Raw genomic sequence first — 22,097 nt, 5'->3', positions numbered from 1 at the left:
CACAGCATTGCCATTGATCCAGCGGCGGGATGTTCTAAAAAATAGCGCACTAAACCTCTATGATTAGAACACTAACCTTTCGATACTCACAGTGACTCTAAAAAAAACAGGATCATCCCAATGGATCTCAAGCTGTTGCTGAACTGGCGTCTTCACCTGATGGTGATAGTGACGTCGATGTTTGCTGAGTGGATAGGCATCGTGCGTATTCCGCTTGGGCCTGGAACGCTACTGTTATTACCGCTGCTATACGCGTTTGTGATTGGCGTTTTGTTTAATCCTCATCTTTTTTCGGGCATGGGTAAGATTATTCCCAAGCCGGTCAGCAGCGCAGCGGGGCCGATCATTTTGATCGCGATCCTGCCGTTCATTGCTAAATTCGGATCTACCATTGGCCCGGCGATTGATCAGATCATCGCTGCAGGCCCCGCGCTAATACTTCAAGAGCTGGGCAATCTTGGCACTATGCTGATAGCGCTGCCCTTTGCGGTACTGGTGCTCAAAATGGGTCGGGAGGCGATTGGTGCCACCTACTCTATCGCTCGTGAACCGAATATTGCCATTATTTCAGACCGTTACGGGCTAAGAAGCCCGGAAGGGATCGGCATTATGGGCGTTTACGTGGTGGGAACCATGTTCGGGACGCTCTACTTCGCCTTGCTCGCCGGCTATATCGCCTCGTTGGATATTCTTGATATTCGCGCCTTAGCCATGGCATGCGGCGTGGGTAGCGGCAGTATGGTGGCGGCATGCTCGGCGGCGTTAGCTGAAGCGGTGCCTGCTTCTAAGGATGAGCTGCTGGCCTTTGCAGGGGCAAGCAACCTGCTGACTTACGCCACTGGTCTGTATGTTTCTCTGTTTATCGCACTGCCGGTAACCGAGTGGATGTACAAGCGCCTAAAAGGTTCGCGCCAGGAGGCCCGCCATGAAAACTCATGAAACTAGCGTTGATAGCTTTGACGCTGAAGCGTTAAAAGAGCTGCGCCCTGAAAATCAGCTGGGCAAAACAGCATTGGTATTAGCGGCGGTGTGTGTCGCGGCCTGGTTTAGCAATGTGGTCAATGGTGCGCCGCTATTAGACGCGCTACCCGGCATGCTGATTCTATATGTGATGGTCATCATTGGCTTAGTGATGGGGCGGCTTTGTCCCTTCTACCTACCTAGCGTTGCCTGGGTGTCACTGATTAGCATTATTGCAACGCTGCCAGTGTTTCCCGGTAGTGATTGGATTATCGCGCAGCTGGCCGCAGTGAACTTTCTGGCGGTGGTGACGCCCGTGCTGGCGTATGCAGGGTTGACGCTTACCGGGCGCGAATTTGCCATGTTCAAACAGGCCGGTTGGAAGCTGGTGATTGTGTCGCTGTTAGTCTTCACCGGTACCTTTATTGGTTCAGCGGTGGTGGCTCACATAATGCTTTAAGGAGAGAAGGATGACGGCCTCAATTCGTTTACCCGACAGCGCAGAGTTAAGCGCCTGGCGTCACGATTTTCACCAGCACCCTGAAACCGCTTTTGAAGAGCATCGCACCAGTGCGCGTATTGCCGCGCTGCTGACCGAGTGGGGCTATGAAGTGACCACGGGGCTCGCGAGTACTGGCGTAGTTGCTGCGCTGGATGGCCAGCGCGGTGAAGGCAAAACTATTGGCCTGCGGGCTGATATCGATGCGCTGGATATTCGTGAAGAGACGTCGCTTGCGTACGCCTCTCAAACGCCAGGCAAAATGCACGCCTGCGGCCACGATGGCCATACCACTATGCTGCTGGGTGCCGCCTGGGCATTAAAACAGCAGCCGGACTTTAAAGGCCGCGTGGTGTTTATCTTCCAGCCTGCCGAAGAAAGCGCCGGCGGTGGGCGCGTGATGGTTGAAGACGGATTGTTTGAGCGCTTTCCTATGGATGCCGTGTACGGCCTGCACAACTGGCCGGGGCTGCCCGTGGGCGTTGCGGCGGTGCATGATACCGATGTGATGGCGGCCTTCGATATTTTCAGCTTAACGTTGACCGGAAAAGGCTGCCACGCGGCCATGCCGCACCTGGGTATCGATACGGTGCTAGCCAGCTGTCAGCTGGTTAGTCAGCTGCAAGGGTTAGTGAGTCGCGAAACGCCGCCCAACCAGTCCGCCGTGTTGAGTATTACCAGCATGCATGCGGGGGATACTTTCAACGTGATTCCGGAGCGAGTGGAGCTGCGCGGCACATTGCGCTGTTTTGATATGGCGCTTAAAGAGCACCTTGAGGCGCGCTTTAAGCAAGCGATTGCAAGTTCGGCAGAGTTTCACGGCTTAACCGTTGAGTTGGATTACCAGCGCTGCTACCCCGCCACTATCAATACCCCAGAGCATGCCCAGCACTGTGCCACGGTACTGGAAAACCTACTGGGTCAAGACAGCGTGCTGCGTAACCCGCCGCCGAGCATGGCCTCTGAAGATTTCTCGTTTCTGCTCGCCGAACGGCCGGGGGCGTATATTTGGATGGGCAACGGCGAAGACTCCGCCTCGTTGCACAACCCTCACTATGACTTTAACGACGCGCTGCTTCCGCTAGGTACGCGTTACTGGGTGGAGCTTGTACGCGCACTGCTTGTTTAAAGCAGACGTTAACCGCTAACCGCTCTTTTTTAAGCACCTGCGCTATTCGCTCTTCTATGCCCGATGGGTAGGGGAGCGGCTACGCCCAATTTCTACGTTGAGCCTCTTTACGCTGCATATTGCCTAGTAAAGACGCTTAGGAGTTTTACTATGTTAACCATTACGGTGATTGGCCTGGGGCAGATGGGCGGCAACATGGCGCTCACCCTTAAAGCCGCAGGCTTTACGGTAACAGGCAGCGACGTGTTTGAACCCGCGCGGTCGCGGCTGGCTGAACAAGGGTTGGCCGTCGTAGCACCTGAGGCACTGCCCGCCAGCGACGTGTATCTGCTGTCGCTGCCCACGTCCGCTCATGTGCGTGACGTTATCGAGCAATCACCGGGGCTACTCAAGCTGGCGCCTAAGGGCAGCGTGATTGTCGATACATCCACCAGCGACCCCGTGGTTAGCCGAGAGCTGGCTGAGAAAGTCATTGCTGCGGGCCTTCAATGGCTGGATGCGCCCGTGAGCGGGGGGCCGAAAGGCGCCGCCAACGGCAAGCTGGGGATGTTGCTCGGGGGCGACACCGACACTATCGAATGCGTTACCCCGATGCTGGAAGCAATGTCGGCTAAGCGCACTCACGTGGGCGGCCCTGGCTGTGGCCACGTTGTTAAACTCGCGAATAATTACCTGTGCGCCGCGCACTTGCTGACCACCGCCGAGGCAGTGGCCATGGCGACGAAAGCCGGCGTTGACCCCGCGGCCTGCTTAGCTGGGATTAATAGTGGCTCTGGGCGCAGCGCGGTGAGTGAAGTGAATTTCCCTGAGTGGGTGTTGAGCGAGCGCTTTGACTCGGGGTTTACCACCGGCTTGATGCGTAAAGATTTGCGTTTGGCACGGGATGCCGCTGAGCAGCTTAATATTCCTCTGGGCCTGCTCAACGCCGTTGTTGCTGCCTGGCACGCGAATGCTGATCACCCCGCTGATAGCGATGACTTTAACCATATTGCGACGCCGATTTTAGCGCGTGCCACGCAGATGGAGGGAAAATGATGACGTCACTTAATCAACTCGCCCGTCAACGCCTTGCCGAACTGCTTGAAGGTTTTGGCTTGGCGGCTGACACGCCACTGAGTAACTGGATTGATGGCGGCTTAGTGGCAGGGGATGGCGAACAAATTACCCTGATTAACCCTGCCACCGGCGAAGCGCTGGTCAGCTATCGCGATGCGGGCGCTACGCTGATTGAGCGTGCCACCCAAGCGGCAGCGCGTGGGCAGCAGGAATGGATGGCGCTAACCGCTAGCGAGCGTGGTCGACGCATGCATGCTGCCCTGCGTGGCCTAGAAGGCCATGAAGAGGCGCTTGCGCAGTTGGAAAGCGTTGTCGCCGGTAAGCCGATTCGAGACTGCCGCGCTGAAGTGGGAAAAGTACGTGAGATGTTTGAATACTACGCGGGCTGGTGCGACAAACAGCATGGCGAAGTAATTCCGGTGCCGACATCGCATCTTAACTACGTGCGTCACGTACCTTATGGCGTGGTAGGGCAAATTACCCCGTGGAACGCGCCGATGTTTACCTGCGCCTGGCAGCTGGCCCCGGCCATTGCGGCGGGCAATGGTGCGGTATTGAAGCCCTCTGAGCTAACGCCCTTTTCATCGGTAGTGATTGCAAAGCTGCTCGAAACCGGCGGGCTAGAGCAATCACAAAGGCTGCCTAAAGGCCTGATTAATATTGTTAACGGGCTGGGTAAAACGACCGGTGCAGCGCTAACCGATCACCCCACCATTAGTAAGCTGGTGTTTGTTGGCTCACCTCAGAGCGGGCGCATGATTGCTGAAGCGGGCGCACGACGCTTGGCGCCCAGCGTGTTAGAGCTTGGCGGGAAGTCGGCCAACATCGTGTTTGCCGATGCTAAGCTGGATGAAGCCGTCGCGGGCGCTCAAGCCGCTATTTTTGCCGCCGCTGGGCAAAGCTGCGTGGCGGGATCGCGGCTATTGATTGAGCGCTCGGTATTTGAGCAGGTCACCACGCGCTTGGCGCGCGCCGCAGAACAGATCGAGGTCGGGCTGCCCAGCGAGGAGGCGACTCGCATGGGGCCACTGCAAAATCGTCGTCAGTTTGATCAGGTTATCCAGATGATCGATGCCGCCGTGGACGCTGGCGCACGGCTATTAACGGGCGGTAAGCGTCCTGCGAGCTTGCCTGACGAAGCGCAAGGCTACTTTATCGCCCCCACGGTTTTGGTCGATGTAACGCCCGATATGGAAATCGCCCAGCAGGAGGTCTTTGGCCCCGTGCTGGTCGCCATGGCCTTTGACGATGAAGCCGAGGCTATTCGCTTAGCCAATGAAACGCGTTTTGGCTTGGCCGGGGCGGTATGGAGCCAGGACGTGGCAAGAGCGCATCGCGTGGCAGGGCAGCTGCGTGCAGGCACGGTGTGGATCAATAGCTACAAAGCGATCAGCGTCATGTCGCCGTTTGGTGGTTTTGGGGATAGCGGCTTTGGCCGGTCTAGTGGCCTGGAGGGCCTGCGTGAATATACCGTGCCGCAAAGCGTGTGGGTGGAAACTGCGACACAGGCAAGCGTTGCGTTCGGCTACGGTAGCGGTGTGGGTTGATCGTTCACTACTAAGCCTGGGTCGCGAAACGCCTGCATCCAGCGCTGTAAATGACGCAGCAAGAGAATACTGGCTTTGGGCTGCTGGCGACCCACGCGGGTGACCATGTGCGCGTGGGAGCGCTGAAATAGCGGATTATCGACCGGCCGCGCGACGAGCGTGCCCGCTTCAAGATCATGGGCGACGGCAAAGGCTGGCAGCAGGGTGATTCCCATTCCGCTGCGGACATACTGTGCCAACACCACCATCGAATTAGTGTTCATGGCTAGCTGTGGAACAATCCGCGCCTGTTGAAAGGCTTGATCAACCATTTGACGCACGCCGTGGCTGATATCCCACATGGCCATCGGCTGGGCGCTGAGCTGAATAAGTGAGAGCGGCGTAGTTTGTTGGGCGAGAGGGTGATCGGGAGATAAAATGGCCATCAGCGGCTGGGGGCTAGAGGCCCAAAAGCGTAGCTGGGGATGAGTGCGCTCGTGGAACATTAAGCCGATATGGCTGTGATTATCGACCACTGCTTCAATAATGCCCGAGGTGCCTGCAATATGGATATCCAGCTGAATGCCGGCATAAAGCTGGGTAAATTCGTGTAGCGGGGACGCCACTAGATCGCTGACAAAACCCTCACCCACGGTGAGTGAAATTTTGCCGGTTTCCATACGCTGATAAGATTCAAGTGAGGCGATAAAGCCTTCATCAAGAGCCCCGCGTCGCTCGCAGTACTCAAGCAGCATTTCACCCACTGGCGTGGGTGAAATGCCGTCACGCTGACGCTCCATAAGGGTCGCCCCTAAGGCTTCTTCCAGCAATGAAATTTGCCGGCTAACCGCCGAGGGAGCAATGTCTAAGCGTGCCGCTGCGCGGCGCACCGAGCCAGACTCCAGGGCAACGCGGAAGTACACTAAGCGTTGATGAGGTATATCCATCGAGAGCTGTTATACCTCTGCGCTGTTTTTGGCTCTAAGCCGATAGTGCCTTACTACAGATACTTGAGCAGTTTCTGCAGCTTGTTCATATCAGCAGAGTCGCCAACTAAGCGGACGTTTCCATTCATCATGCCGTCAAGAAAGGCCTGCTGTGTTGGCTTTTTGAGTACTTTCAAGGCGGTAGCTTGATCGCGGAAGCGCAGCTCAAGATCTAAGTCTACGGGCAGCCCTTTACCGGTACGGATGCTTTTCGGCGTCATCCGGTAGTGGCGGGCAATACTTAGATCTTCGGTGGCTATTCCCCAGTCCAAGCCGCGCATGCGCTCTAGCTGCTCACGAAAACGCGGCTTGCGGCGCAGGGCTCGTTTGAGCATTAAGCCCAGTAGCCACAGCGTCAGCTTGAGCTTCATTAGGAAACGGCGTCCTTCAGTGCTTTACCAGGCTTAAAGGCGACATTTTTGCTGGCTGCAATTTGCAGCGGTGCGCCGGTTTGCGGATTCTTGCCGGTACGCGCAGCGCGTTGGCGAACCGTAAAGGTGCCAAAGCCAATCAGAGCAACATCTTCACCTTTGGCGACGCTGTTGGTGATTTCATCCAGAATGACATTCAGTACTTGGCCAGCTTTGTCTTTAGACAGGTCGGCACTTTCAGCGATAGCAGCAGCGAGTTCAGGTTTGCGCATAAGGAATCTCCCTTTGATAAAAATCGAACGTATAAAACGAAGGTATGTTATTGGGTGCGTCACCATGACTAGGTTAGCTTAATTTAGCCTAGTCGTGAACGCGGCGAAAATCAGCCTAGCAGCGCAGGTGCTGCTCTGGAAAGCTCCACTTTCCTTCTCACGCAGCCGCCTGTCAACGCAAAACCAATCAAACGTCCGTCTTTATCTTCTGCCAAGGCACTGATATCGCCGCCTTCGCCTTCAATTCTCCAGCGCTCAGGAGGAGATGGAGCTGGGTAGGCAACCACGGGCAACAACGGGGTTTTAACTACGACCGGCCACGCGCCAAAGCTTACGCGAGTGGGGGTGCCGGCCAGGGTTGCCGCTAGGGCTTTGGCACTGGCTTGCAGCGGCTGTACGTACATAGCGTTCACCCCATCGACGCAGGCTACATCGCCTAACGCATAAATATTGGGGTGCGATGTGCGCAGCTGGCGATCTACCACAATGCCGCTAGCTGACACCGTTAACCCTGCTGCTTCGGCAAGTGCGGTGCGCGGGGCAAGGCCCGTGGCCATCAAAATGATGTCGGCGCTGAGCACGGAGCCGTTATCCAAATGGAGCGCAATGTCATTGGTGTGGCTGAGCGCTATCGATTCAATTGTGCGGCCTAAAAAAAGTCGGATACCCGCGTCGCTGAACGCATCGCCTAAGGCGTGACCTAATGGTGGCGGTAACAGGCGCGCAAGTAGATTGCCTTCGGGGGCAATGACGGACACCGGGTGGCCGCCGGCGTGAAGGTCGTTAGCGAACTCACAGCCGACTAGCCCGGCACCTACAATGGCTACCCGTGAATTTCCGCGACTTAACGCCTGATGAAAGCGGCGATAGTCGTCTAAATCGTTGACCGTAAAACAGCGTGAAGCGACGCTAGGCTCGCTGCTGAAAGGCATTCGGGGTGCCGCACCGGTTGCTAACACCAGTGTTTCATAGCTCAGCCACTCGTGGCCTGGCGCATTGCCTAAAAGCATCGCCTGGTTATCCACATCCAGTGCGCTGACCGGGGTGTGGGTAACTATTCGGGCATTTAGCTCTTCGCCAAGCTCTGCGGCGTTTCGCTGAGCTAATTTCTCGGGCGCTAATCCTTTGCTAAAGCCGGTAGAAAGCAGGGGCTTGCTGTAATCGTCGCCGCTGTCAGCGCTGACCAGTGTGATGGAGCGTGTGTCGCCCAGCCGTCGCAATGCACGAGCAAGACCTATGCCTGCCATTCCCGTGCCAATAATCACCAGCGCAGCGCGAGAAGATAGTGGCGTCGTTGACGTTAGCTGTGTATGCGGTGCGGGCATGCAGACATCCAAAAGGTCGCTAAAAGAGTTACTGAAAGAGCTGCTGAAATAAAAGCCTGTTAGAGCGCCATGTTACACTAGCTGCTCCCATTATTGCCCTGGAGAACTCGGTGACACCATCCGCTGGCCGGCAAACGTATCTTTTTCCACGCTGGCGACCCGTCCATGCGGCGCGCCCCGCAATGAGCTCTCCATGGTGGCAGTGGGTAGCCTCCACCGATTCGTTAACCGCTCGTTTAAAAGCGGCAGGCGGCGGCAAGTCTTTTCGGGTGCGTTTACTGCGCCAAGGTGTGGGATGGCCGCTGCCCGATGAGGCACAGGCGCTGGGCATTGGCCCTAAACGCTATGCATGGCTGCGCGAAGTAGCGCTGTGTTTAGATGAAACGCCGTGGGTGGTCGCGCGCTCAGTAGCGCCGTTGACGCAGCTAAAAGGCCAGCGTTTAGACAGTTTGGGCGAGCGTTCGTTAGGCAGCTGGTTATTTCGGCAGCCAGATTTAGTGCGTGGGCCATTAGAGGCGACAACACAACGCCCGCCATTTGCTAGCCTAAATGGGATCGAGCAGGACGGTACCTGGGGTCGCCGCTCTGTCTTTACGCATGGCGGGCTGTCGCTATTAGTACAAGAGTATTTTTTGCTGGCGATGGCGGATGATCTTGATCTGCCTTCGCGCTAGGCTAACGGCTGCGTTTTCTTTTTCGTGAGGTAAGCATGGATCGTTCACTGTTGCGGCCGAAGGGATTGGCTCGCGTGGCAGACTTTTTACAACTGATGCGCTTAGATCGGCCCATCGGTACGTGGCTATTAATGTGGCCAGCCCTTTGGGCGCTATGGATTGCCGCGCAGGGCGTGCCGGGGCGAAACGTGCTGCTTATTTTTGTTGCCGGCGTTTACGCCATGCGTGCCGCGGGGTGTGTGGTGAATGACTATGCCGACCGTCATTTTGATGGGCATGTAAAGCGCACTAAAAATCGTCCTCTAGCCACCGGTCGTATTAGCGAAACCGAGGCCCAGCTGCTGTTTATCGCGCTTATAGCCGTTTCCTTCATTTTGGTGCTGCTGACCAATTGGTTCACGGTGATGCTCTCGCTGGGTGGCGTGCTGTTAGCGATTATTTATCCGTTTATGAAGCGCTACACCCACCTTCCTCAGGTGGTGCTGGGCGCCGCCTTTGCTTGGGCAATCCCCATGGCGTTTGGCGCTGTGCTCGGCTATGTCCCGCTGGAGGCGTGGTTATTGTTCTTTGCCAATGTGGTTTGGACGGTGGCGTATGACACCCAGTACGCCATGGTGGACCGCGACGATGATTTAAAAATCGGCATTAAATCGACAGCCGTGCTGTTTGGTAATGCGGACCGCGTCATTATTGCTTTGCTACAGGTGGTGACGTTACTGCTATTAGCGTGGGTGGGGTGGCGAGTGGGTCTAGGCGGCTTTTTCTGGTTAGGTCTTGTGGGAATGGCGGCCACTTTTCTGCATCAGCAGCGGTTAATTTTTCACCGCGCCCGGGATGCGTGCTTTCAGGCGTTCCTCAATAATTTTTGGTCAGGTTTGTTTATTTTCGCCGGTATTGCGTTAAGTTGGTGGCCTGTGGCGGGCTAATAACCGCCGCTGTCATGTAACTGTCATCAAGTCATGGTGTTATCGTCATCGATATGTCATTGAGCTGTTTTTATTTGAACTAGCTCTCTTTGCACACCTTGAGGCTCTGGTATGACTGCCAAGACCGTTTTGATTGTCGATGATGAGGCGCCGATCCGCGAGATGATTGCGGTAGCGCTGGAAATGGCTGACTATCGCGTGCTCGAAGCGGATAACGCTCAGGATGCTCATGCTTTGATCGTCGACCACCAGCCTGATTTACTGCTGCTTGATTGGATGATGCCTGGCACCAGCGGTATTGAGCTTGCTAGGCGCTTAAAGCGCGAAGAAGCCACCGCTGAGATCCCTATTATTATGCTGACCGCTAAAGGCGAAGAGGATAATAAGATTCAGGGGCTTGAAGCTGGCGCCGATGACTATATCACCAAGCCTTTTTCGCCTCGCGAGCTGGTGGCGCGGCTTAAAGCCGTTTTGCGTCGCGCAACGCCACGCGGTGTTGAAGATCCCGTCGAGGTTAATGGACTGCTGCTTGATCCGGTGAGCCATCGCGTCAGCACCGATGGGAAGGCGCTTGAGATGGGCCCAACGGAATATCGCCTGCTGCAGTTCTTTATGACGCACCAGGAGCGCGCTTACACGCGTAGCCAGCTGCTTGATCAAGTGTGGGGTGGCAACGTGTATGTTGAAGAACGCACGGTAGATGTACATATTCGTCGGTTGCGCAAAGCGCTGGGCGAAACACATCAAAATCTGATTCAAACGGTTCGGGGCACCGGTTACCGTTTCTCTTCACGGGTATAAATGTGCGTCTATGGAGCCGTGAACTGTGGCAACTGGCCTGGCTAGCCACGCTGGGCACAGGCATTGGCTGGCTATTGGATGAAGCAGGGCTTGGGCTGGCGTCTGGACTGGCAGTGTACCTGTTTTATCACTTGCGGCAGCTGCGCGCGCTGTATCGATGGCTAACCCTGCAACCCCATGATGAACCGCCTGCTGCTAAGGGGCTATGGGGCGAACTGTTTGATCGTTTATACCGCTATCAAAAAAGTCAGCGTATTACCCAAAGTCGACTGCGTGCCACCTTGGCGCGTATTCAAGAGTCGTCAGAAGCGATGCGCGACAGCGTCGTTATGCTCGACCGCCATGGCGATCTAGAGTGGTGGAACAGCGCCGCAACCACGATGCTAGGCCTGCAAACGGCCCATGACCGTGGTCAGCACATTACCAATTTACTCCGCGATCCAGGCTTTATAAGCTACTTCAACGCCCGTCACTATAGTGAACCGCTAACGCTGACATCTCCCATTGATGAGCGATGCATTCTGCAGTACCAAATTACCCTGTACGGCGACGATGAGCGGCTAGTGATGGCGAGAGACATTACGCGCCTGCATCGCTTGGAGCAGATGCGCCGTGATTTTGTGGCCAATGTGTCTCACGAGCTGCGTACGCCGCTAACCGTTCTTTCCGGCTATTTAGAAACCTATGGCGATCTTGCCGAGCAGCTACCTCCGCGCTTGGGTAAAGGTATTTACCAAATGCAGGAGCAGACGCAGCGCATGCAGAATCTGGTCAATGATCTATTGCTGCTGTCCCGGTTAGAAATTGACCAAAGTGGCAAGGACCATCAGCCCTTGTCGCTGGGGCCGTTGCTGCAGAGCGTTTGTGATGATGCGCTAGCGCTATCGGGTCAGCGGCATACCATTCTCATTGCACTTGAGAGCAATGCACGCCTGCTCGGAAGTGAGCAGGAAATGCGCAGCGCGATTTCTAATCTCGCTTTTAACGCTGTTCGCTATACGCCGCCTGGGAGCCACATCACGTTGCGCTGGCAAGATAGCCAAGCGGGCGGCGCTTGCATTGAGGTTGAGGACAACGGTGAGGGCATTGATCCGGTGCACATTCCTCGGCTGACCGAACGCTTCTACCGCGTTGATAAAGGGCGCAGTACGACAACGGGCGGTACAGGTTTGGGCTTGGCCATTGTCAAGCACGTGCTGCTGCGCCATGATGCGCAGCTTCTGATTGAATCTCACCCGGGTAAGGGTGCCTTATTCCGCTGCAAATTCCCCGCTTCGCGCCTTAGCCCACCCTGAAAGTAGATGCTATGCACAATCTCTGTAGAAGTGTGCAATATTGGCATACAAGATTGGTAAAACTTTGCTCATGTGCCATTTTTACACACTCTCTGGGCATGCTTAATCGTTAACTAAGATTTATTTTATGGTTTATTTTTTATTAAATTATTGATTTTATTAAAAATTAATTAATAGTGACAGCTTTTGGCATGCCCGCTGCAACATTTATAAATAAGTAAGAGAGATGACCGCAGGAATTGCTGGCTGACATTAGCCTTTCTTTCTTAATTAAGCGGTTTAAACAGCGATCGGAGGTGGAATATGATGTCCAAGGAATTACTCAAGAAAGCTGGCATTTTAGGTTTAACGTTTGGCTTGATGGCTAGCCCACTCGCGTTCGCAGAATCTGAGCAAAGCACGGCAATTGATCAGAATAAAGGCATTACTGCGGATGATGAGGCGATGGAGCCGAAAGGTAACCACACGGATACCGCTAGTGAGCGTGGCCAGCACGATTTGACGCACGATGAAGGCGATGGCGCCAGCAACATGGAGCCCGAGTCTACCAGTAACTCAGATGATGCTAATTTTGAAAGCACAGAAGAGTTACCAGAAGAAAATAGCGGTATGTAACTGTAGTTCTGAAAAATAGTACTGAACGACAGTACCAAGAGTCTGTAAAGGCTCTGCTATAGGGATATATTTGGATTCAAGGATGAATCAATAGGCAATCAGCACGTTAGTCAGGGTAGCATCCAAGGTTGGAGCCCCGCACAAGGAATGGAAGCTAACGTCAATATTACCTATCTGCAAGTTAGACATTAAGCCTCACCTCCGGTGGGGCTTTGTTTTTTTTTGCCGTCAGCCGTTTTTCCGTTCTCCGTCGCTGCTGGCTTTTCCTGCCCTTAGTTTTTCTTATTAAATATGGCTGACTAGGTTCACTCGTCGTTAGTGATACCGCTCACTCCTATCCTTTTTACAGTACAGAACCTCTGCATCTTCTTATCGTCTATGTGTCAAAAAGGCACATACAAATTTGCGCATGTGTCATTAGTGCACAATTATTTAGTGCGATTATTGTTTTTGCGTTATATTATTGCGCGCAACATACGCAATATATACTATTGATTAATGGCGTTTTTTGTAATTTATGCTAGAGGTGGCATTCTTTGTGCTTACTAAGGGCAAGGAAGTTGATTAAGTTAAAAGTTTGCCATCAAGGCGCTTCTTCTTCCACGCCAGCGTTACCAACAGTTCCAGGAGTGTCAAAATGTTAAATATTTTTGTTAAAAAAGTAGCTTTAGTGGGTATTTCACTAACGTTATTGGCTAGCCCCTTTGCTTTTGCAAATTTTTCAATCAAAGCTAACCAAGACCGTGCGGTTGATATTGAACCCATTCAGGCGCAGTCAGAGCTCACAGTCGCTCAGTCTGACTTTAGCCCATCTGACTTAATGTATGATGAAGGCGATCGTCCTGCGGTTATTCAGCCTGAGTCAACGAGTGCCAGCGTTGATGTAGATTTTACGGCTAAAGACTTAACGCATGACGAAGGCGATGGACAAGTTTGGTAATCGATTTGTAATCGTAAAGAGTTATATGACGTCTTGGGCCCCGCTTATGCGGGGTCTAGTTTTTTGTATGAAAGCATTTTATTTATACTGTTCTTCACGTCAAAACCGCCCCCGGCTTCAGTAACCCTTAAGCATTAATAGGGCGGCGAATAGTACGGTTCATTTAGAAGAAGCCAATGATCGTATGCAGGACAATGCGCTACATGTGCAATAGCGGCACCATTATTGTTGATAAAAACAGCCTGCGCCATTTTTTTGTGTCCAATGTTAATTAAATAAGAATATGATTTTTAAGTAATTTTAAATATTTTTATTTTTTTGGCATCCAGTATGCACTTCTAACACGTACAATTAGTTGAACACGATAGCCGCTGTGAAGTAATGCGATAACGGTTACTTCTACTACTCGTTAGCGGTACGTAGCAGTAATGAGGAGAACGCCATGTTATTGAAAAAATTAGGTAAAAAAGCCGCTATTGTAGGTATTTCTTTCGGCTTGGTTGCCAGCCCGCTGGCAATGGCACACCCATCCATCGAGCTTAATAAGGATCGTGCAGTGGGGCAGGATGCTTTTGATGAACCACATTCGCGCAACACGTCTAATGATACGCGAGTATCTCCGCGTGATTTAACGCGTGATGACGGTGACAGCATGGATTTCTCGCCGTCTAGCAGTGCTTCTGATACCGGTAAAAGCGCGCGTCGTGGTACTCAGTACAGCCCGGAGGATCTGACCCGTGATGAAGGTGATAGCACTGAATGGTAGTGACTGGCTGAACGGTTACTGTTAGCGCTCATAGGCCTCGCTTCTGCGGGGCCTATGCGTTTTTAGAGTATGCGAGCGTTGACAACAGTGCCTTCATCGCCCATCTCAACACGCTGAGCCAGGCATTAAACGTATCAATCAGATACGTTTAACTCGGCGTAATGTCGCGAACGCCTCGATAATGCTCGTCCCACATCAGTACGGCACCCGCCACCGCGCCTGGAATCAGAAATAAATTGGCCAGCGGAATCCAGGTAATCAGCGTAATTAATCCGCCATAGGTCAGGCTTTGCCACCAACGCTTGGCGAGGCGATGGCGCATATCTTTAAAAGTTACCTTGTTGTTATCCATCGGATAATCCAGATAGGTAATCGCCATGATCCATGCTGAGAATAGTGCCCAGAGTAGGGGCGCAACCAAATTCAGGCCAGGAATCCAGCTAATGACAAACAGGCCTATCGCGCGAGGTAAAATATAGGCGAGTTTTACAAACTCTCGACCCACCGCATCGATAGCCGTTTGGGTAAGGTTTCGATCATCAAGGGGTTCGCGGCCGGTTGCCTGTATTTCAACTTTAGCGGCCAAAAAGCCGTAAAAAGGCGCGGCAATGAAGCTGGTAATTAGCGTAAAGGTAAAAAACACGACGACGATCAGGCTAATCACAAACAGCGGCCAAATGAGCCACGACAGCCATTCTAGCCAGGTGGGCACCATGCCCATCCAATGCGCCAGCCAGCCATCAAAGCGTGAGAGCACAAAGCTGAGCATGCTGATGTAAACGATGAGATTGATTAAAATGGGCAAGAAAATATAGCGTCGCATACCCGGCTGATAAACACAGCGTGTACCTCGACTAAGGGCAGTGACAGCATCCAGCATTAGGTGGCTCCTTATGGTTCAAACGTCCAGGCTGCCTGGCAACCTGGACGTATTGCAGGAGGAAACCCTAATCAGGTCAAGACTTTTTTAGCCCCTGCGGATCTAGATTGTCAGGGTCGCTGTGACGAATATCTAAGCCTTTCACGAGATAGACCACGTATTCCGCAAGATTGTCAGCATGATCGCCCACGCGCTCAAGGGCACGCAGTACCCACATGATGCTCAGTACGGAAGTAATAGAGCGTGAATCTTCCATCATGAACGTCATTAAGGAGCGCATAGCGCTGCTGTACTCATCATCTACCAGCTCGTCTTCACGCACGACCTGCATCGCAAGATCGGTATCAAAGCGAGCAAAGGCGGTGAGCGCATCGCGCAGCATTTTACGCACGTGCTCGCTAATGTGACGCACTTCCACCAGGCCGCGAATGGTGCTGGTGCTTTCGCTTAACAGCAGCGCGTTCCGGGCAATTTTGCTGGCTTCATCGCCAATTCGCTCCAGATCAGAGGTAGCGCGAATAACGGCAAGCACCAGCCGCAAGTCCGATGCTGCCGGCTGGCGGCGGGCCAGTACGCGCGTACATTCGTCATCAATTTGCAGCTGTAGAGCGTTCACCTGGCGATCATTGTCGCGCACTTGCTCTGCCAACCGAGTATCGCCTTCCAGAAGAGCAAAGACGGCATCCTGCACCTGCTTTTCTACCAGGCCGCCCATCGCCATCAGGTGGGTTTTAAGCTCTTCCAGCTCCTGATTGAACTGGCGGGAGATATGCTGGCTGTGGGTATCGCTCGTAATATCCATGGACCACTCCTGATGTTGTCGTCGATAAGGCCTAGGTGACGCGGCCGGTGATGTAGTTTTCGGTACGTTGCAAACGGGGGTTGGTGAAGACTTGGTCAGTGGGCCCGTATTCAATCAGCTCACCCTGATGCAAAAAGGCGGTGTAGTCCGATACTCGCGCCGCCTGCTGCATGTTGTGAGTCACCAGCACCAAGGTTAGCTCTGACTTGAGGTTGCGAATTAGCTCCTCAATTTTAAGCGTCGAAATGGGATCTAGTGCCGACGCCGGCTCATCAAGCAGCAGTACGTCAGGTTTTACCGCTAAGGTGCGGGCAATCACCAAGCGCTGCTGCTGACCACCGGAAAGCTGCCAGGCAGAGCGATGTAGACGGTCTTTCACTTCATCCCACAGCGCCGCGGACGTTAGCGCCCACTCGATAATGTCGTCACGTTTGCGCTTGGGCAGGCGCTGCTGCAAACGTAAGCCAAAGGCGACGTTTTCATAAATCGACATGGGAAAGGGATTAGGCGTTTGAAACACCATTCCAACACGTCGACGTAGCTCGGTAACATTTACCTGAGGGCCATGAATATCTTGACCTTCCAGCACAATTTGGCCGCTGTGGCTCACCGCTTCGTTAAGATCATGCAGCCGGTTTATGGCCCTTAATAACGTCGATTTACCGCACCCCGACGGGCCAATAAAGGCCGTGACACGATGACGAGGAATGCTCAGCGTTAAATCACGCAGCGCCTCTTTCCCGGCATAGGCAAGGCTAAGATGATCAATGCTCAGACAGCACTGCTCAGGCGAAAAATGCGTGACCGGTGGCTGAGAGGCATTAACTGAATGTAATGGCGCTAGCATTCGCTTCCCCGTTGACGCCTAAGATAATGACGCAGAAATATGGCAGTTAGATTAAGCACCAGCACAATTAACACCAGCAGTAGCGCGGTGGCGTACACCAACGGTATGGCGGCTTGCACATCGTCGCCGTGAAAAGCGGTATCAAATAAATGGTAGCCAAGGTGCATGAACTTGCGCTCTAAATGCAGATAGGGAAACTCACCGTCTACCGGCATTTGTGGCGCTAATTTAGCGACGCCCACCAGCATCAGCGGTGCCACTTCACCCGCTGCGCGGGCAATGGCTAAAATCATGCCTGTCAACATGGCGGGCGCCGCCATGGGTAGCACGATGCGCGTCAGCATTTCCAAGCGCGTAGCGCCCAGCGCCACGGCGCCTTCGCGCTGGGCCTCAGGAATGCGCGCCAGCCCCTCTTCGGTTGCGACAATCACCACCGGCAAGGTAAGCAATGCGAGCGTCAGTGAGGCCCATAGCAGGCCGCCAGTACCAAAGGTAGGGGAAGGCAAGGTATCACTAAAGAACCATGTGTCCAGCGAGCCGCCAATCCCATACACAAACACGCCTAAACCAAAGACGCCGTACACAATGGACGGCACGCCCGCAAGATTGCGTACGCCAATGCGGACAAACCGAGTGAGCCGCCCTTGATGGGCAATCTCATTAAGATAAATGGCTGCCAGCACGCCAAACGGTGTGACGATGACCGACATTAAAATCACCATCAGGACGGTGCCAAAAATGGCCGGCCATACGCCGCCGCCGGTATTCGCGGCACGCGGCCCCTCACTCAAGAAGCGCCACACAGATTGACCCCAAGCGAGCGTTTTCTGTCGCCATGTCATGGCATTGGGAGCCTGAGCGCTGACCACGTTGGCCAGCGGCTGCTGCAAGGCTTGGCCACTGGCCGTGATCAGCAGTAGCTGGCTATCTGGACGTTGGCTAGCTGGCAGCGCTAACAGCGACGTTAACTGCTGCCAGGCAGCGTCCCCCTCCCAGCGCTGATCGTATTGCTCTATAGCCACTAAGCGGCCGATAAAGTCATCCCAGGGGCTGCGCTCTAGGCGAATTAGGTCTGCGGGCTGGGCTTGCATTGCAATGTCGTCAATTGCCACCCAGCGCCAGCGCGCGGTCTCAATATCACGATTACCGGTGAAATATAGGCGCTCATCCCCTGGCTGCTGGGGCAGCGCCACTTCGCGTACCGCTTGGCCAGCAAAGGTTTCACCTGAGCGCAGCGTGACTTCCTCTAGGGTGGCGGGCCAGAAATGTCCTAGCCCACGAACCAGTAGCAGTGTCAGCAGCGCCCCGAGCATAAGGAGCGACAGCGCAACGCTTGCCGCGCAAAGCCAAGGCCAAAGGCCATCTAGCCAGTGAAAGCGGCGGCGCTGGCTGCCTGTCGGCACGCCGGTCATGACATGCCCCCCAGCTGGCGGTAACGACGCCGCAAACGTTGGCGCACAACCTCTGCCAAGGTGTTAACTAAAAAGGTGAAGATGAACAATACGAGCGCTGCCAACATCAGTAGATGATACGTTTGGGCACCCGGCGCGGCTTCGGGCAGCTCTATGGCGATCGCGGCGGACATGGAGCGCATCCCTTCAAACGGGTTTGCGCTCAACAGCGCGGTATTGCCGCTCGCCATCAGCACAATCATCGTTTCGCCCACGGCCCTGCCCGCACCAATCATCACTGCCGAGAAAATACCGGGGCCCGCGGCCGTCAGCGCCACTTTCCACAGTGCCTGCCAACGACTGGCGCCTAGCGCCTGGGCGCCCTCAATCAGGGTTTTCGGCACATCGGCCAGCGCATCTTCCGCTAATGAGTAAATACTGGGAATGACCGCAAAGCCCATGGCGATGCCCACGATCAGCGCGTTGCGAGTAGCGTAGTCCATGCCAAATCGCTGATAGAGCAACTGGCGTAAGTCGCCGCCAAGCCAATGCTGCTCTACCCAAGGCGTGAGCCAGAGCGCTGTTGCCACCATTAGCGCAAGCCAGGGCACTAACCAAAGTCCGGCCCAGGACAGCGGTAGACGGCGGCGTAAGCGTGTTTTAGCCAAATGCCAGCATAAACCGGCTAGCCCCGCGCTTAGCGGCAGCCAAATCATCACAACCAGCGCACTCGCCAGGTGGCGTTCTACCCAAGGCGCCAAAATGAGCCCGGCGATAAAGCCCACTACCACGCCGGGAATCGCTTCCATCATTTCTAGCGTGGGCTTGATACGGCTGCGCAAACGCGCGGACATAAACAGCGCCGAGTAGATGGCCGCCCCCAGGGCGACGGGGATCGCAAACAGCAGAGCTGCCAGCGCGGCTTTCAACGTACCCCAGGCAAGCGGGGTCAGCGTTGTTAGCGCTAAGGCATCGCCAATCGCCAAGAGCGGTATGGTTTCCCACACCAAAAAGATGCCGATAGCGAGTATCGCAAGCAGCACGCCGACACCGCCTGCGGTGATTAGCCCTGTGGCCACGCGATCTTGCAGCAGACGCAGCGGCTGGCGGGACGTCGTTAACCGAGGTGAGGTCATGTCGTTATCATTGGCAAACCAGGGCGCGCACAGCACTGATCCTTCAGCATAAGATGTCTCCTCACCTTAAGGCACTTTGATGACATTTAAATGACAGTGACTTACCACGTCCGCTGAGCTTCTAACGTGCTCGGAGCTAATGCCACAAACCCAGAGGCGCGGGCAATTTGCTGGCCTTCATCCGACATAATGAGCGCTATCAATGCTTGCTCAGCGGGGGGCAGGTGCTCGCCAGGCGGTAGATTAACGTAGAGGTAGAGATCGCGCGACAGCGGGTAGTCGCCACGCTGTATCGCGGCTTCACTAGGAGGAATCGCGACGCCATTGTCGTTATAAAGGCTTAACGCGTGAACCGCGGGGGTCAGGTGATTATATCCCGCGTACCCCATGGCGTTGGTTGATTCACCGACGGCCGCGACGACGGACGATGAGCCGGGATGTTCGCTGATATCATGGCGAAAGGCGCCGCCGCATAATACCCGCTCTTGAAACAGCCCATGGGTGCCTGACGCCAAGTTGCGGCCATGCAGCGCAATGCTGCCAAATGACCAATCGCGCGTTGCAGGAAGCTGATCCCAGCGCCTTATCGGCGCCTCTGCACCGCAGGCCAACGAGGTTGAGAAGATCGCATCGACCTGGCGGCGAGTGAGTGCCCGCAGCGGGTTATGGCGGTGGACGACAATGATAAGCGCATCGCGAGCGATCTTTAATTCCAGTGGCGCATAGCCATAGCGCTGGGTAAAATTATCGCGTTCATCTTTGGTCATCGGGCGAGACATTGGCCCCAGCCGCGTCGTGCCAGCCGTCAGAGCCGTCGGCGCACTGGCCGAACCGCCGGCTTGAAATTGCAGCGTTACATCCGGATAGCGATTCGTTAGCGTTTCGCCCCAGCGCAGCATCAGGCCCGCCATGGTGTCAGAACCTACGGCCCCCAAGGTGCCGCTAACCGGCGGTGATTGCGCCCACGCAAGCGGGCTTGCCAGCAGCAGCGTCATGGTCGCCCAGCGCAACAAGGTGTAAAGCCTAGATGGCTGAGCGCCCTGGCCATTCAACGGCGTCTGTGAAAAAGTACGCAGCGAAGTATGTGAAGCACTCGATAAGAGAGTATGCAAACGGGTATTCAAACGGGCGTCCTCTTATGATTAACTGAATCCCTTTGGTCGTGTTGCGATGCAGCAACCAATATCGGCAGCGCGCTTGTGCGTGGCGCTGGCAACAAGGGTTACAACAATAAACTGACTAAGCGGCAAACTAATGACTCTTTTGGAAACGGATTTGGACGACGTGCCCGCCCCCAAAGGGCAGCTTACTTTAAAATTAGTGGCCTCACGTCAAGATACCAATCTTTATGGCGATATACCCGGTGGCTGGCTGGTTAATCACATGGACCAGGCGGCCGAACTGGCGGCCGGGCGTGAAGCAGGCGGACGCACAGCGACCGTGGCAATTGAAGCCATGGATTTTTTAAGCCCGGTGCGCGTTGGCTCAATGATCAGCGTTTATACCCAGGTGCAAGAGATCGGCCACAGCTCGATTAAAATCGACGTAGAAGTATGGGTGCGTCCGCCTCATGGACAGCGGATTGAAGAGCGCCAAAAAGTCACGGAAGCGCGTTTTGTGGTGGTGGCACTAGACGACAACGGTCGTATCCGAGCGGTACATAGCGACTAGTTAGCGGGTCAGGCGCTTTTCAAAAGAGGTCGTGTCTCAAATAGCAAAAGGGCGCTAAGTGCGCCCTTTTGCCGTGCTTGCCCTTTACGTGCTTGCCAATGTGTTAAGCATCCGTTTATTAGGCACCAACGCTATCGCGGCTCTTCAGATAGGCGTATTCACTCACATCGCTAAACGGCCGCAGCACCTTCTGGAACGCAGAGTAAGACTCATAAACCTGACGGGATTCTTCGTCGTTATCTATTTGGTTCTGGATGACTTCCTGTGAGGAGACATACAGCGCTTCCATCACGTCGTCCGGGAAGGTGCGCAGTTGGACGCCGTGCTCATCTACTAACGTTTCGAGCGCCTGGGCATTGCGATAGGCAAATTCGCTGTTCATCGCCATGTTCGAGGCGCGCGCCGCTTCGCGAATGACATCCTGTAGGTCTTCCGGCAGCGCATTCCACGCATCCAGATTGACCGTGCCTTCCAGAACTGCCGTCGGCTCGTTCCACACCGAGGTGTAGTAGTAGTCCGCGACTTGGTGCAAGCCAAATGCCATATCGTTGTATGGCCCCACCCAGTCAGCGGCATCCAGCACGCCGGTTTGCAGCGAGGTGAAAATCTCGGAGCCGGGCATGTTAACGGTGCTGACGCCAATGGCATTCATGGCCTCACCCGCAAGGCCTGGCAGGCGTAACTTCAGCCCCTGCATGTCTGCCAGCGAGTTGATTTCTTTTTTGAACCAACCGGCCATCTGCGCTCCCGTATTGCCTACTGGGAACGGTTTAAGATTGTGCTTGCCATAGATTTCATCCCACAGCTCTTGACCGCCGCCGTGATAAAGCCAGGCGTTCATTTCAGTGGTCGTCATACCAAACGGCACGGCCGTAAAGAACTGCGAAGCCGCCACTTTTCCGCGCCAGTAGTAAGAGGCAGAGTGACCCATTTCAGCGGTGCCCGCAGAGACGGCATCAAACACTTCCAGCGCGGGCACTAGTTCGCCTGCGCCGTGAACGCGGATCTGCATGCGGCCATTGGACAGCTGTTCAACGCGACGTGCGAAATCGTTCGCGCCGGTGCCCAAAGCAGGAAAGTTTTTTGGCCAGGAGGTGACCATGTCCCAGGTGTAGGTTTCTTGAGCGCGTGCGCTAGCAGTGGTTACAAAGGGGGCAGCAGCGACACCGGCAGCACCTAAGCCGACGGTCTTGAGAAAGTTACGGCGTTGCATGGCGGGTAAGTCTCCG

24 protein-coding genes are annotated in these 22,097 nt (G+C 54.6%); 13 read left to right on the top strand and 11 right to left on the bottom strand.

Annotated elements, in window-relative coordinates:
• Positions 1-120 precede the first annotated feature (120 nt).
• The 5 genes from KUO20_RS16325 to KUO20_RS16305 all read left to right on the top strand — a co-directional run bounded on the left by KUO20_RS16325 (position 121) and on the right by KUO20_RS16305 (position 5,191).
• On the top strand, positions 121-939 hold the full coding sequence (locus KUO20_RS16325; protein WP_235040846.1) for a DUF3100 domain-containing protein: 819 nt from the start codon (positions 121-123) through the stop codon (positions 937-939).
• Complete coding sequence (locus KUO20_RS16320) at positions 926-1,420, top strand: hypothetical protein (RefSeq protein ID WP_235040845.1); 495 nt, start codon at positions 926-928, stop codon at positions 1,418-1,420. Before KUO20_RS16325 ends, KUO20_RS16320 begins: the two co-directional genes overlap by 14 nt.
• A 10-nt stretch (positions 1,421-1,430) precedes the next feature.
• The gene (locus KUO20_RS16315; RefSeq protein ID WP_235040844.1) at positions 1,431-2,588 is read left to right on the top strand and encodes a M20 aminoacylase family protein; all 1,158 of its coding nucleotides are present in this window, start codon (positions 1,431-1,433) and stop codon (positions 2,586-2,588) included.
• Between the two features lie 150 nt (positions 2,589-2,738).
• Positions 2,739-3,623, top strand: coding sequence for an NAD(P)-dependent oxidoreductase (locus KUO20_RS16310; protein WP_235040843.1), 885 nt, complete (start codon positions 2,739-2,741; stop codon positions 3,621-3,623).
• Positions 3,623-5,191: an aldehyde dehydrogenase family protein gene (locus KUO20_RS16305; RefSeq protein WP_235042510.1), complete on the top strand. Its 1,569-nt coding sequence runs from the start codon at positions 3,623-3,625 to the stop codon at positions 5,189-5,191. Before KUO20_RS16310 ends, KUO20_RS16305 begins: the two co-directional genes overlap by 1 nt.
• Here KUO20_RS16305 and KUO20_RS16300 read toward each other — a convergent pair.
• The 4 genes from KUO20_RS16300 to KUO20_RS16285 form a co-directional block, all read right to left on the bottom strand.
• Complete coding sequence (locus tag KUO20_RS16300; protein WP_235040842.1) at positions 5,170-6,117, bottom strand: LysR family transcriptional regulator; 948 nt, start codon at positions 6,115-6,117, stop codon at positions 5,170-5,172. The genes KUO20_RS16305 and KUO20_RS16300 overlap by 22 nt on opposite strands.
• 53 nt (positions 6,118-6,170) lie before the next feature.
• On the bottom strand, positions 6,171-6,527 hold the full coding sequence (locus KUO20_RS16295; RefSeq protein WP_235040841.1) for a hypothetical protein: 357 nt from the start codon (positions 6,525-6,527) through the stop codon (positions 6,171-6,173).
• Positions 6,527-6,799: an HU family DNA-binding protein gene (locus KUO20_RS16290; RefSeq protein ID WP_096276881.1), complete on the bottom strand. Its 273-nt coding sequence runs from the start codon at positions 6,797-6,799 to the stop codon at positions 6,527-6,529. Before KUO20_RS16290 ends, KUO20_RS16295 begins: the two co-directional genes overlap by 1 nt.
• 110 nt (positions 6,800-6,909) lie before the next feature.
• The gene (locus KUO20_RS16285; protein ID WP_235040840.1) at positions 6,910-8,124 is read right to left on the bottom strand and encodes an NAD(P)/FAD-dependent oxidoreductase; all 1,215 of its coding nucleotides are present in this window, start codon (positions 8,122-8,124) and stop codon (positions 6,910-6,912) included.
• Between the two features lie 182 nt (positions 8,125-8,306).
• On the opposite strand from KUO20_RS16285, the gene KUO20_RS16280 reads away from it, so the two are divergent.
• The 7 genes from KUO20_RS16280 (at position 8,307) to KUO20_RS16250 (ending at position 14,141) form a co-directional block, all read left to right on the top strand.
• Complete coding sequence (locus KUO20_RS16280; RefSeq protein ID WP_235040839.1) at positions 8,307-8,798, top strand: chorismate--pyruvate lyase family protein; 492 nt, start codon at positions 8,307-8,309, stop codon at positions 8,796-8,798.
• A 35-nt stretch (positions 8,799-8,833) separates the two neighbouring features.
• Entirely contained in the window at positions 8,834-9,724 is an 891-nt protein-coding gene (gene ubiA / locus KUO20_RS16275; RefSeq protein WP_235040838.1) for a 4-hydroxybenzoate octaprenyltransferase, read from the top strand.
• 111 nt (positions 9,725-9,835) lie between these two features.
• Entirely contained in the window at positions 9,836-10,525 is a 690-nt protein-coding gene (phoB, locus tag KUO20_RS16270; protein WP_235040837.1) for a phosphate regulon transcriptional regulator PhoB, read from the top strand.
• Positions 10,526-10,527: 2 nt separating this feature from the next.
• Positions 10,528-11,820, top strand: a complete 1,293-nt coding sequence (phoR, locus tag KUO20_RS16265; RefSeq protein ID WP_235040836.1) for a phosphate regulon sensor histidine kinase PhoR — start codon at positions 10,528-10,530, stop codon at positions 11,818-11,820.
• A gap of 303 nt (positions 11,821-12,123) precedes the next feature.
• A complete protein-coding gene (locus KUO20_RS16260; RefSeq protein WP_338035383.1) occupies positions 12,124-12,435 on the top strand; it encodes a hypothetical protein in 312 nt (103 codons plus the stop codon).
• Between the two features lie 637 nt (positions 12,436-13,072).
• A complete protein-coding gene (locus KUO20_RS16255; protein ID WP_235040835.1) occupies positions 13,073-13,375 on the top strand; it encodes a hypothetical protein in 303 nt (100 codons plus the stop codon).
• Between the two features lie 442 nt (positions 13,376-13,817).
• Entirely contained in the window at positions 13,818-14,141 is a 324-nt protein-coding gene (locus KUO20_RS16250; protein ID WP_235040834.1) for a hypothetical protein, read from the top strand.
• Positions 14,142-14,289: 148 nt separating this feature from the next.
• Here KUO20_RS16250 and cysZ read toward each other — a convergent pair whose 3' ends face one another.
• The 6 genes from cysZ to KUO20_RS16220 all read right to left on the bottom strand — a co-directional run bounded on the left by cysZ (position 14,290) and on the right by KUO20_RS16220 (position 20,192).
• On the bottom strand, positions 14,290-15,021 hold the full coding sequence (gene cysZ / locus KUO20_RS16245) for a sulfate transporter CysZ (protein WP_235040833.1): 732 nt from the start codon (positions 15,019-15,021) through the stop codon (positions 14,290-14,292).
• A gap of 76 nt (positions 15,022-15,097) precedes the next feature.
• Positions 15,098-15,823: a phosphate signaling complex protein PhoU gene (gene phoU / locus KUO20_RS16240; protein WP_235040832.1), complete on the bottom strand. Its 726-nt coding sequence runs from the start codon at positions 15,821-15,823 to the stop codon at positions 15,098-15,100.
• 31 nt (positions 15,824-15,854) lie between these two features.
• On the bottom strand, positions 15,855-16,670 hold the full coding sequence (gene pstB / locus KUO20_RS16235; protein WP_235040831.1) for a phosphate ABC transporter ATP-binding protein PstB: 816 nt from the start codon (positions 16,668-16,670) through the stop codon (positions 15,855-15,857).
• Positions 16,664-18,082, bottom strand: coding sequence for a phosphate ABC transporter permease PstA (gene pstA / locus KUO20_RS16230; RefSeq protein WP_235040830.1), 1,419 nt, complete (start codon positions 18,080-18,082; stop codon positions 16,664-16,666). Before pstA ends, pstB begins: the two co-directional genes overlap by 7 nt.
• The gene (locus tag KUO20_RS16225) at positions 18,079-19,197 is read right to left on the bottom strand and encodes an ABC transporter permease subunit (protein WP_235040829.1); all 1,119 of its coding nucleotides are present in this window, start codon (positions 19,195-19,197) and stop codon (positions 18,079-18,081) included. Before KUO20_RS16225 ends, pstA begins: the two co-directional genes overlap by 4 nt.
• Positions 19,198-19,298: 101 nt before the next feature.
• Complete coding sequence (locus KUO20_RS16220; protein WP_235042508.1) at positions 19,299-20,192, bottom strand: PstS family phosphate ABC transporter substrate-binding protein; 894 nt, start codon at positions 20,190-20,192, stop codon at positions 19,299-19,301.
• A gap of 259 nt (positions 20,193-20,451) precedes the next feature.
• Between KUO20_RS16220 and KUO20_RS16215 the strand changes: the two genes are divergently transcribed.
• Positions 20,452-20,868 carry an acyl-CoA thioesterase gene (locus tag KUO20_RS16215; protein WP_235040828.1) on the top strand — a complete coding sequence of 139 codons (417 nt, stop codon included), beginning with the start codon at positions 20,452-20,454 and terminating at the stop codon, positions 20,866-20,868.
• Between the two features lie 118 nt (positions 20,869-20,986).
• Here KUO20_RS16215 and KUO20_RS16210 read toward each other — a convergent pair whose 3' ends face one another.
• Positions 20,987-22,081 carry a TRAP transporter substrate-binding protein gene (locus KUO20_RS16210; RefSeq protein ID WP_235040827.1) on the bottom strand — a complete coding sequence of 365 codons (1,095 nt, stop codon included), beginning with the start codon at positions 22,079-22,081 and terminating at the stop codon, positions 20,987-20,989.
• Positions 22,082-22,097: the final 16 nt, after the last annotated feature.

Source organism: Vreelandella profundi, assembly GCF_019722725.1.
Classification (GTDB): Bacteria; Pseudomonadota; Gammaproteobacteria; order Pseudomonadales; family Halomonadaceae; genus Vreelandella; species Vreelandella profundi.
Note: the sequence above shows the minus strand (reverse complement) of the source record. Positions and strands in the feature narration are given on the sequence as shown.

Excerpts from the sequence above, each read along its gene's own strand:
- KUO20_RS16305 (WP_235042510.1), top strand. The coding sequence starts at position 3,623 with ATGACGTCACTTAATCAACTCGCCCGTCAACGCCTTGCCGAACTGCTT.
- KUO20_RS16280 (WP_235040839.1), top strand. The coding sequence starts at position 8,307 with ATGAGCTCTCCATGGTGGCAGTGGGTAGCCTCCACCGATTCGTTAACC.
- KUO20_RS16210 (WP_235040827.1), bottom strand. The coding sequence starts at position 22,081 with ATGCAACGCCGTAACTTTCTCAAGACCGTCGGCTTAGGTGCTGCCGGT.
- KUO20_RS16225 (WP_235040829.1), bottom strand. The coding sequence starts at position 19,197 with ATGACCTCACCTCGGTTAACGACGTCCCGCCAGCCGCTGCGTCTGCTG.
- KUO20_RS16285 (WP_235040840.1), bottom strand. The coding sequence starts at position 8,124 with ATGCCCGCACCGCATACACAGCTAACGTCAACGACGCCACTATCTTCT.
- KUO20_RS16325 (WP_235040846.1), top strand. The coding sequence starts at position 121 with ATGGATCTCAAGCTGTTGCTGAACTGGCGTCTTCACCTGATGGTGATA.
- KUO20_RS16250 (WP_235040834.1), top strand. The coding sequence starts at position 13,818 with ATGTTATTGAAAAAATTAGGTAAAAAAGCCGCTATTGTAGGTATTTCT.
- KUO20_RS16255 (WP_235040835.1), top strand. The coding sequence starts at position 13,073 with ATGTTAAATATTTTTGTTAAAAAAGTAGCTTTAGTGGGTATTTCACTA.
- KUO20_RS16310 (WP_235040843.1), top strand. The coding sequence starts at position 2,739 with ATGTTAACCATTACGGTGATTGGCCTGGGGCAGATGGGCGGCAACATG.
- KUO20_RS16320 (WP_235040845.1), top strand. The coding sequence starts at position 926 with ATGAAAACTCATGAAACTAGCGTTGATAGCTTTGACGCTGAAGCGTTA.
- KUO20_RS16315 (WP_235040844.1), top strand. The coding sequence starts at position 1,431 with ATGACGGCCTCAATTCGTTTACCCGACAGCGCAGAGTTAAGCGCCTGG.
- KUO20_RS16290 (WP_096276881.1), bottom strand. The coding sequence starts at position 6,799 with ATGCGCAAACCTGAACTCGCTGCTGCTATCGCTGAAAGTGCCGACCTG.
- phoU (WP_235040832.1), bottom strand. The coding sequence starts at position 15,823 with ATGGATATTACGAGCGATACCCACAGCCAGCATATCTCCCGCCAGTTC.
- KUO20_RS16300 (WP_235040842.1), bottom strand. The coding sequence starts at position 6,117 with ATGGATATACCTCATCAACGCTTAGTGTACTTCCGCGTTGCCCTGGAG.
- KUO20_RS16295 (WP_235040841.1), bottom strand. The coding sequence starts at position 6,527 with ATGAAGCTCAAGCTGACGCTGTGGCTACTGGGCTTAATGCTCAAACGA.
- pstB (WP_235040831.1), bottom strand. The coding sequence starts at position 16,670 with ATGCTAGCGCCATTACATTCAGTTAATGCCTCTCAGCCACCGGTCACG.
- cysZ (WP_235040833.1), bottom strand. The coding sequence starts at position 15,021 with ATGCTGGATGCTGTCACTGCCCTTAGTCGAGGTACACGCTGTGTTTAT.
- KUO20_RS16220 (WP_235042508.1), bottom strand. The coding sequence starts at position 20,192 with ATGACGCTGCTGCTGGCAAGCCCGCTTGCGTGGGCGCAATCACCGCCG.
- KUO20_RS16260 (WP_338035383.1), top strand. The coding sequence starts at position 12,124 with ATGATGTCCAAGGAATTACTCAAGAAAGCTGGCATTTTAGGTTTAACG.
- KUO20_RS16215 (WP_235040828.1), top strand. The coding sequence starts at position 20,452 with ATGACTCTTTTGGAAACGGATTTGGACGACGTGCCCGCCCCCAAAGGG.
- phoB (WP_235040837.1), top strand. The coding sequence starts at position 9,836 with ATGACTGCCAAGACCGTTTTGATTGTCGATGATGAGGCGCCGATCCGC.
- pstA (WP_235040830.1), bottom strand. The coding sequence starts at position 18,082 with ATGACCGGCGTGCCGACAGGCAGCCAGCGCCGCCGCTTTCACTGGCTA.
- ubiA (WP_235040838.1), top strand. The coding sequence starts at position 8,834 with ATGGATCGTTCACTGTTGCGGCCGAAGGGATTGGCTCGCGTGGCAGAC.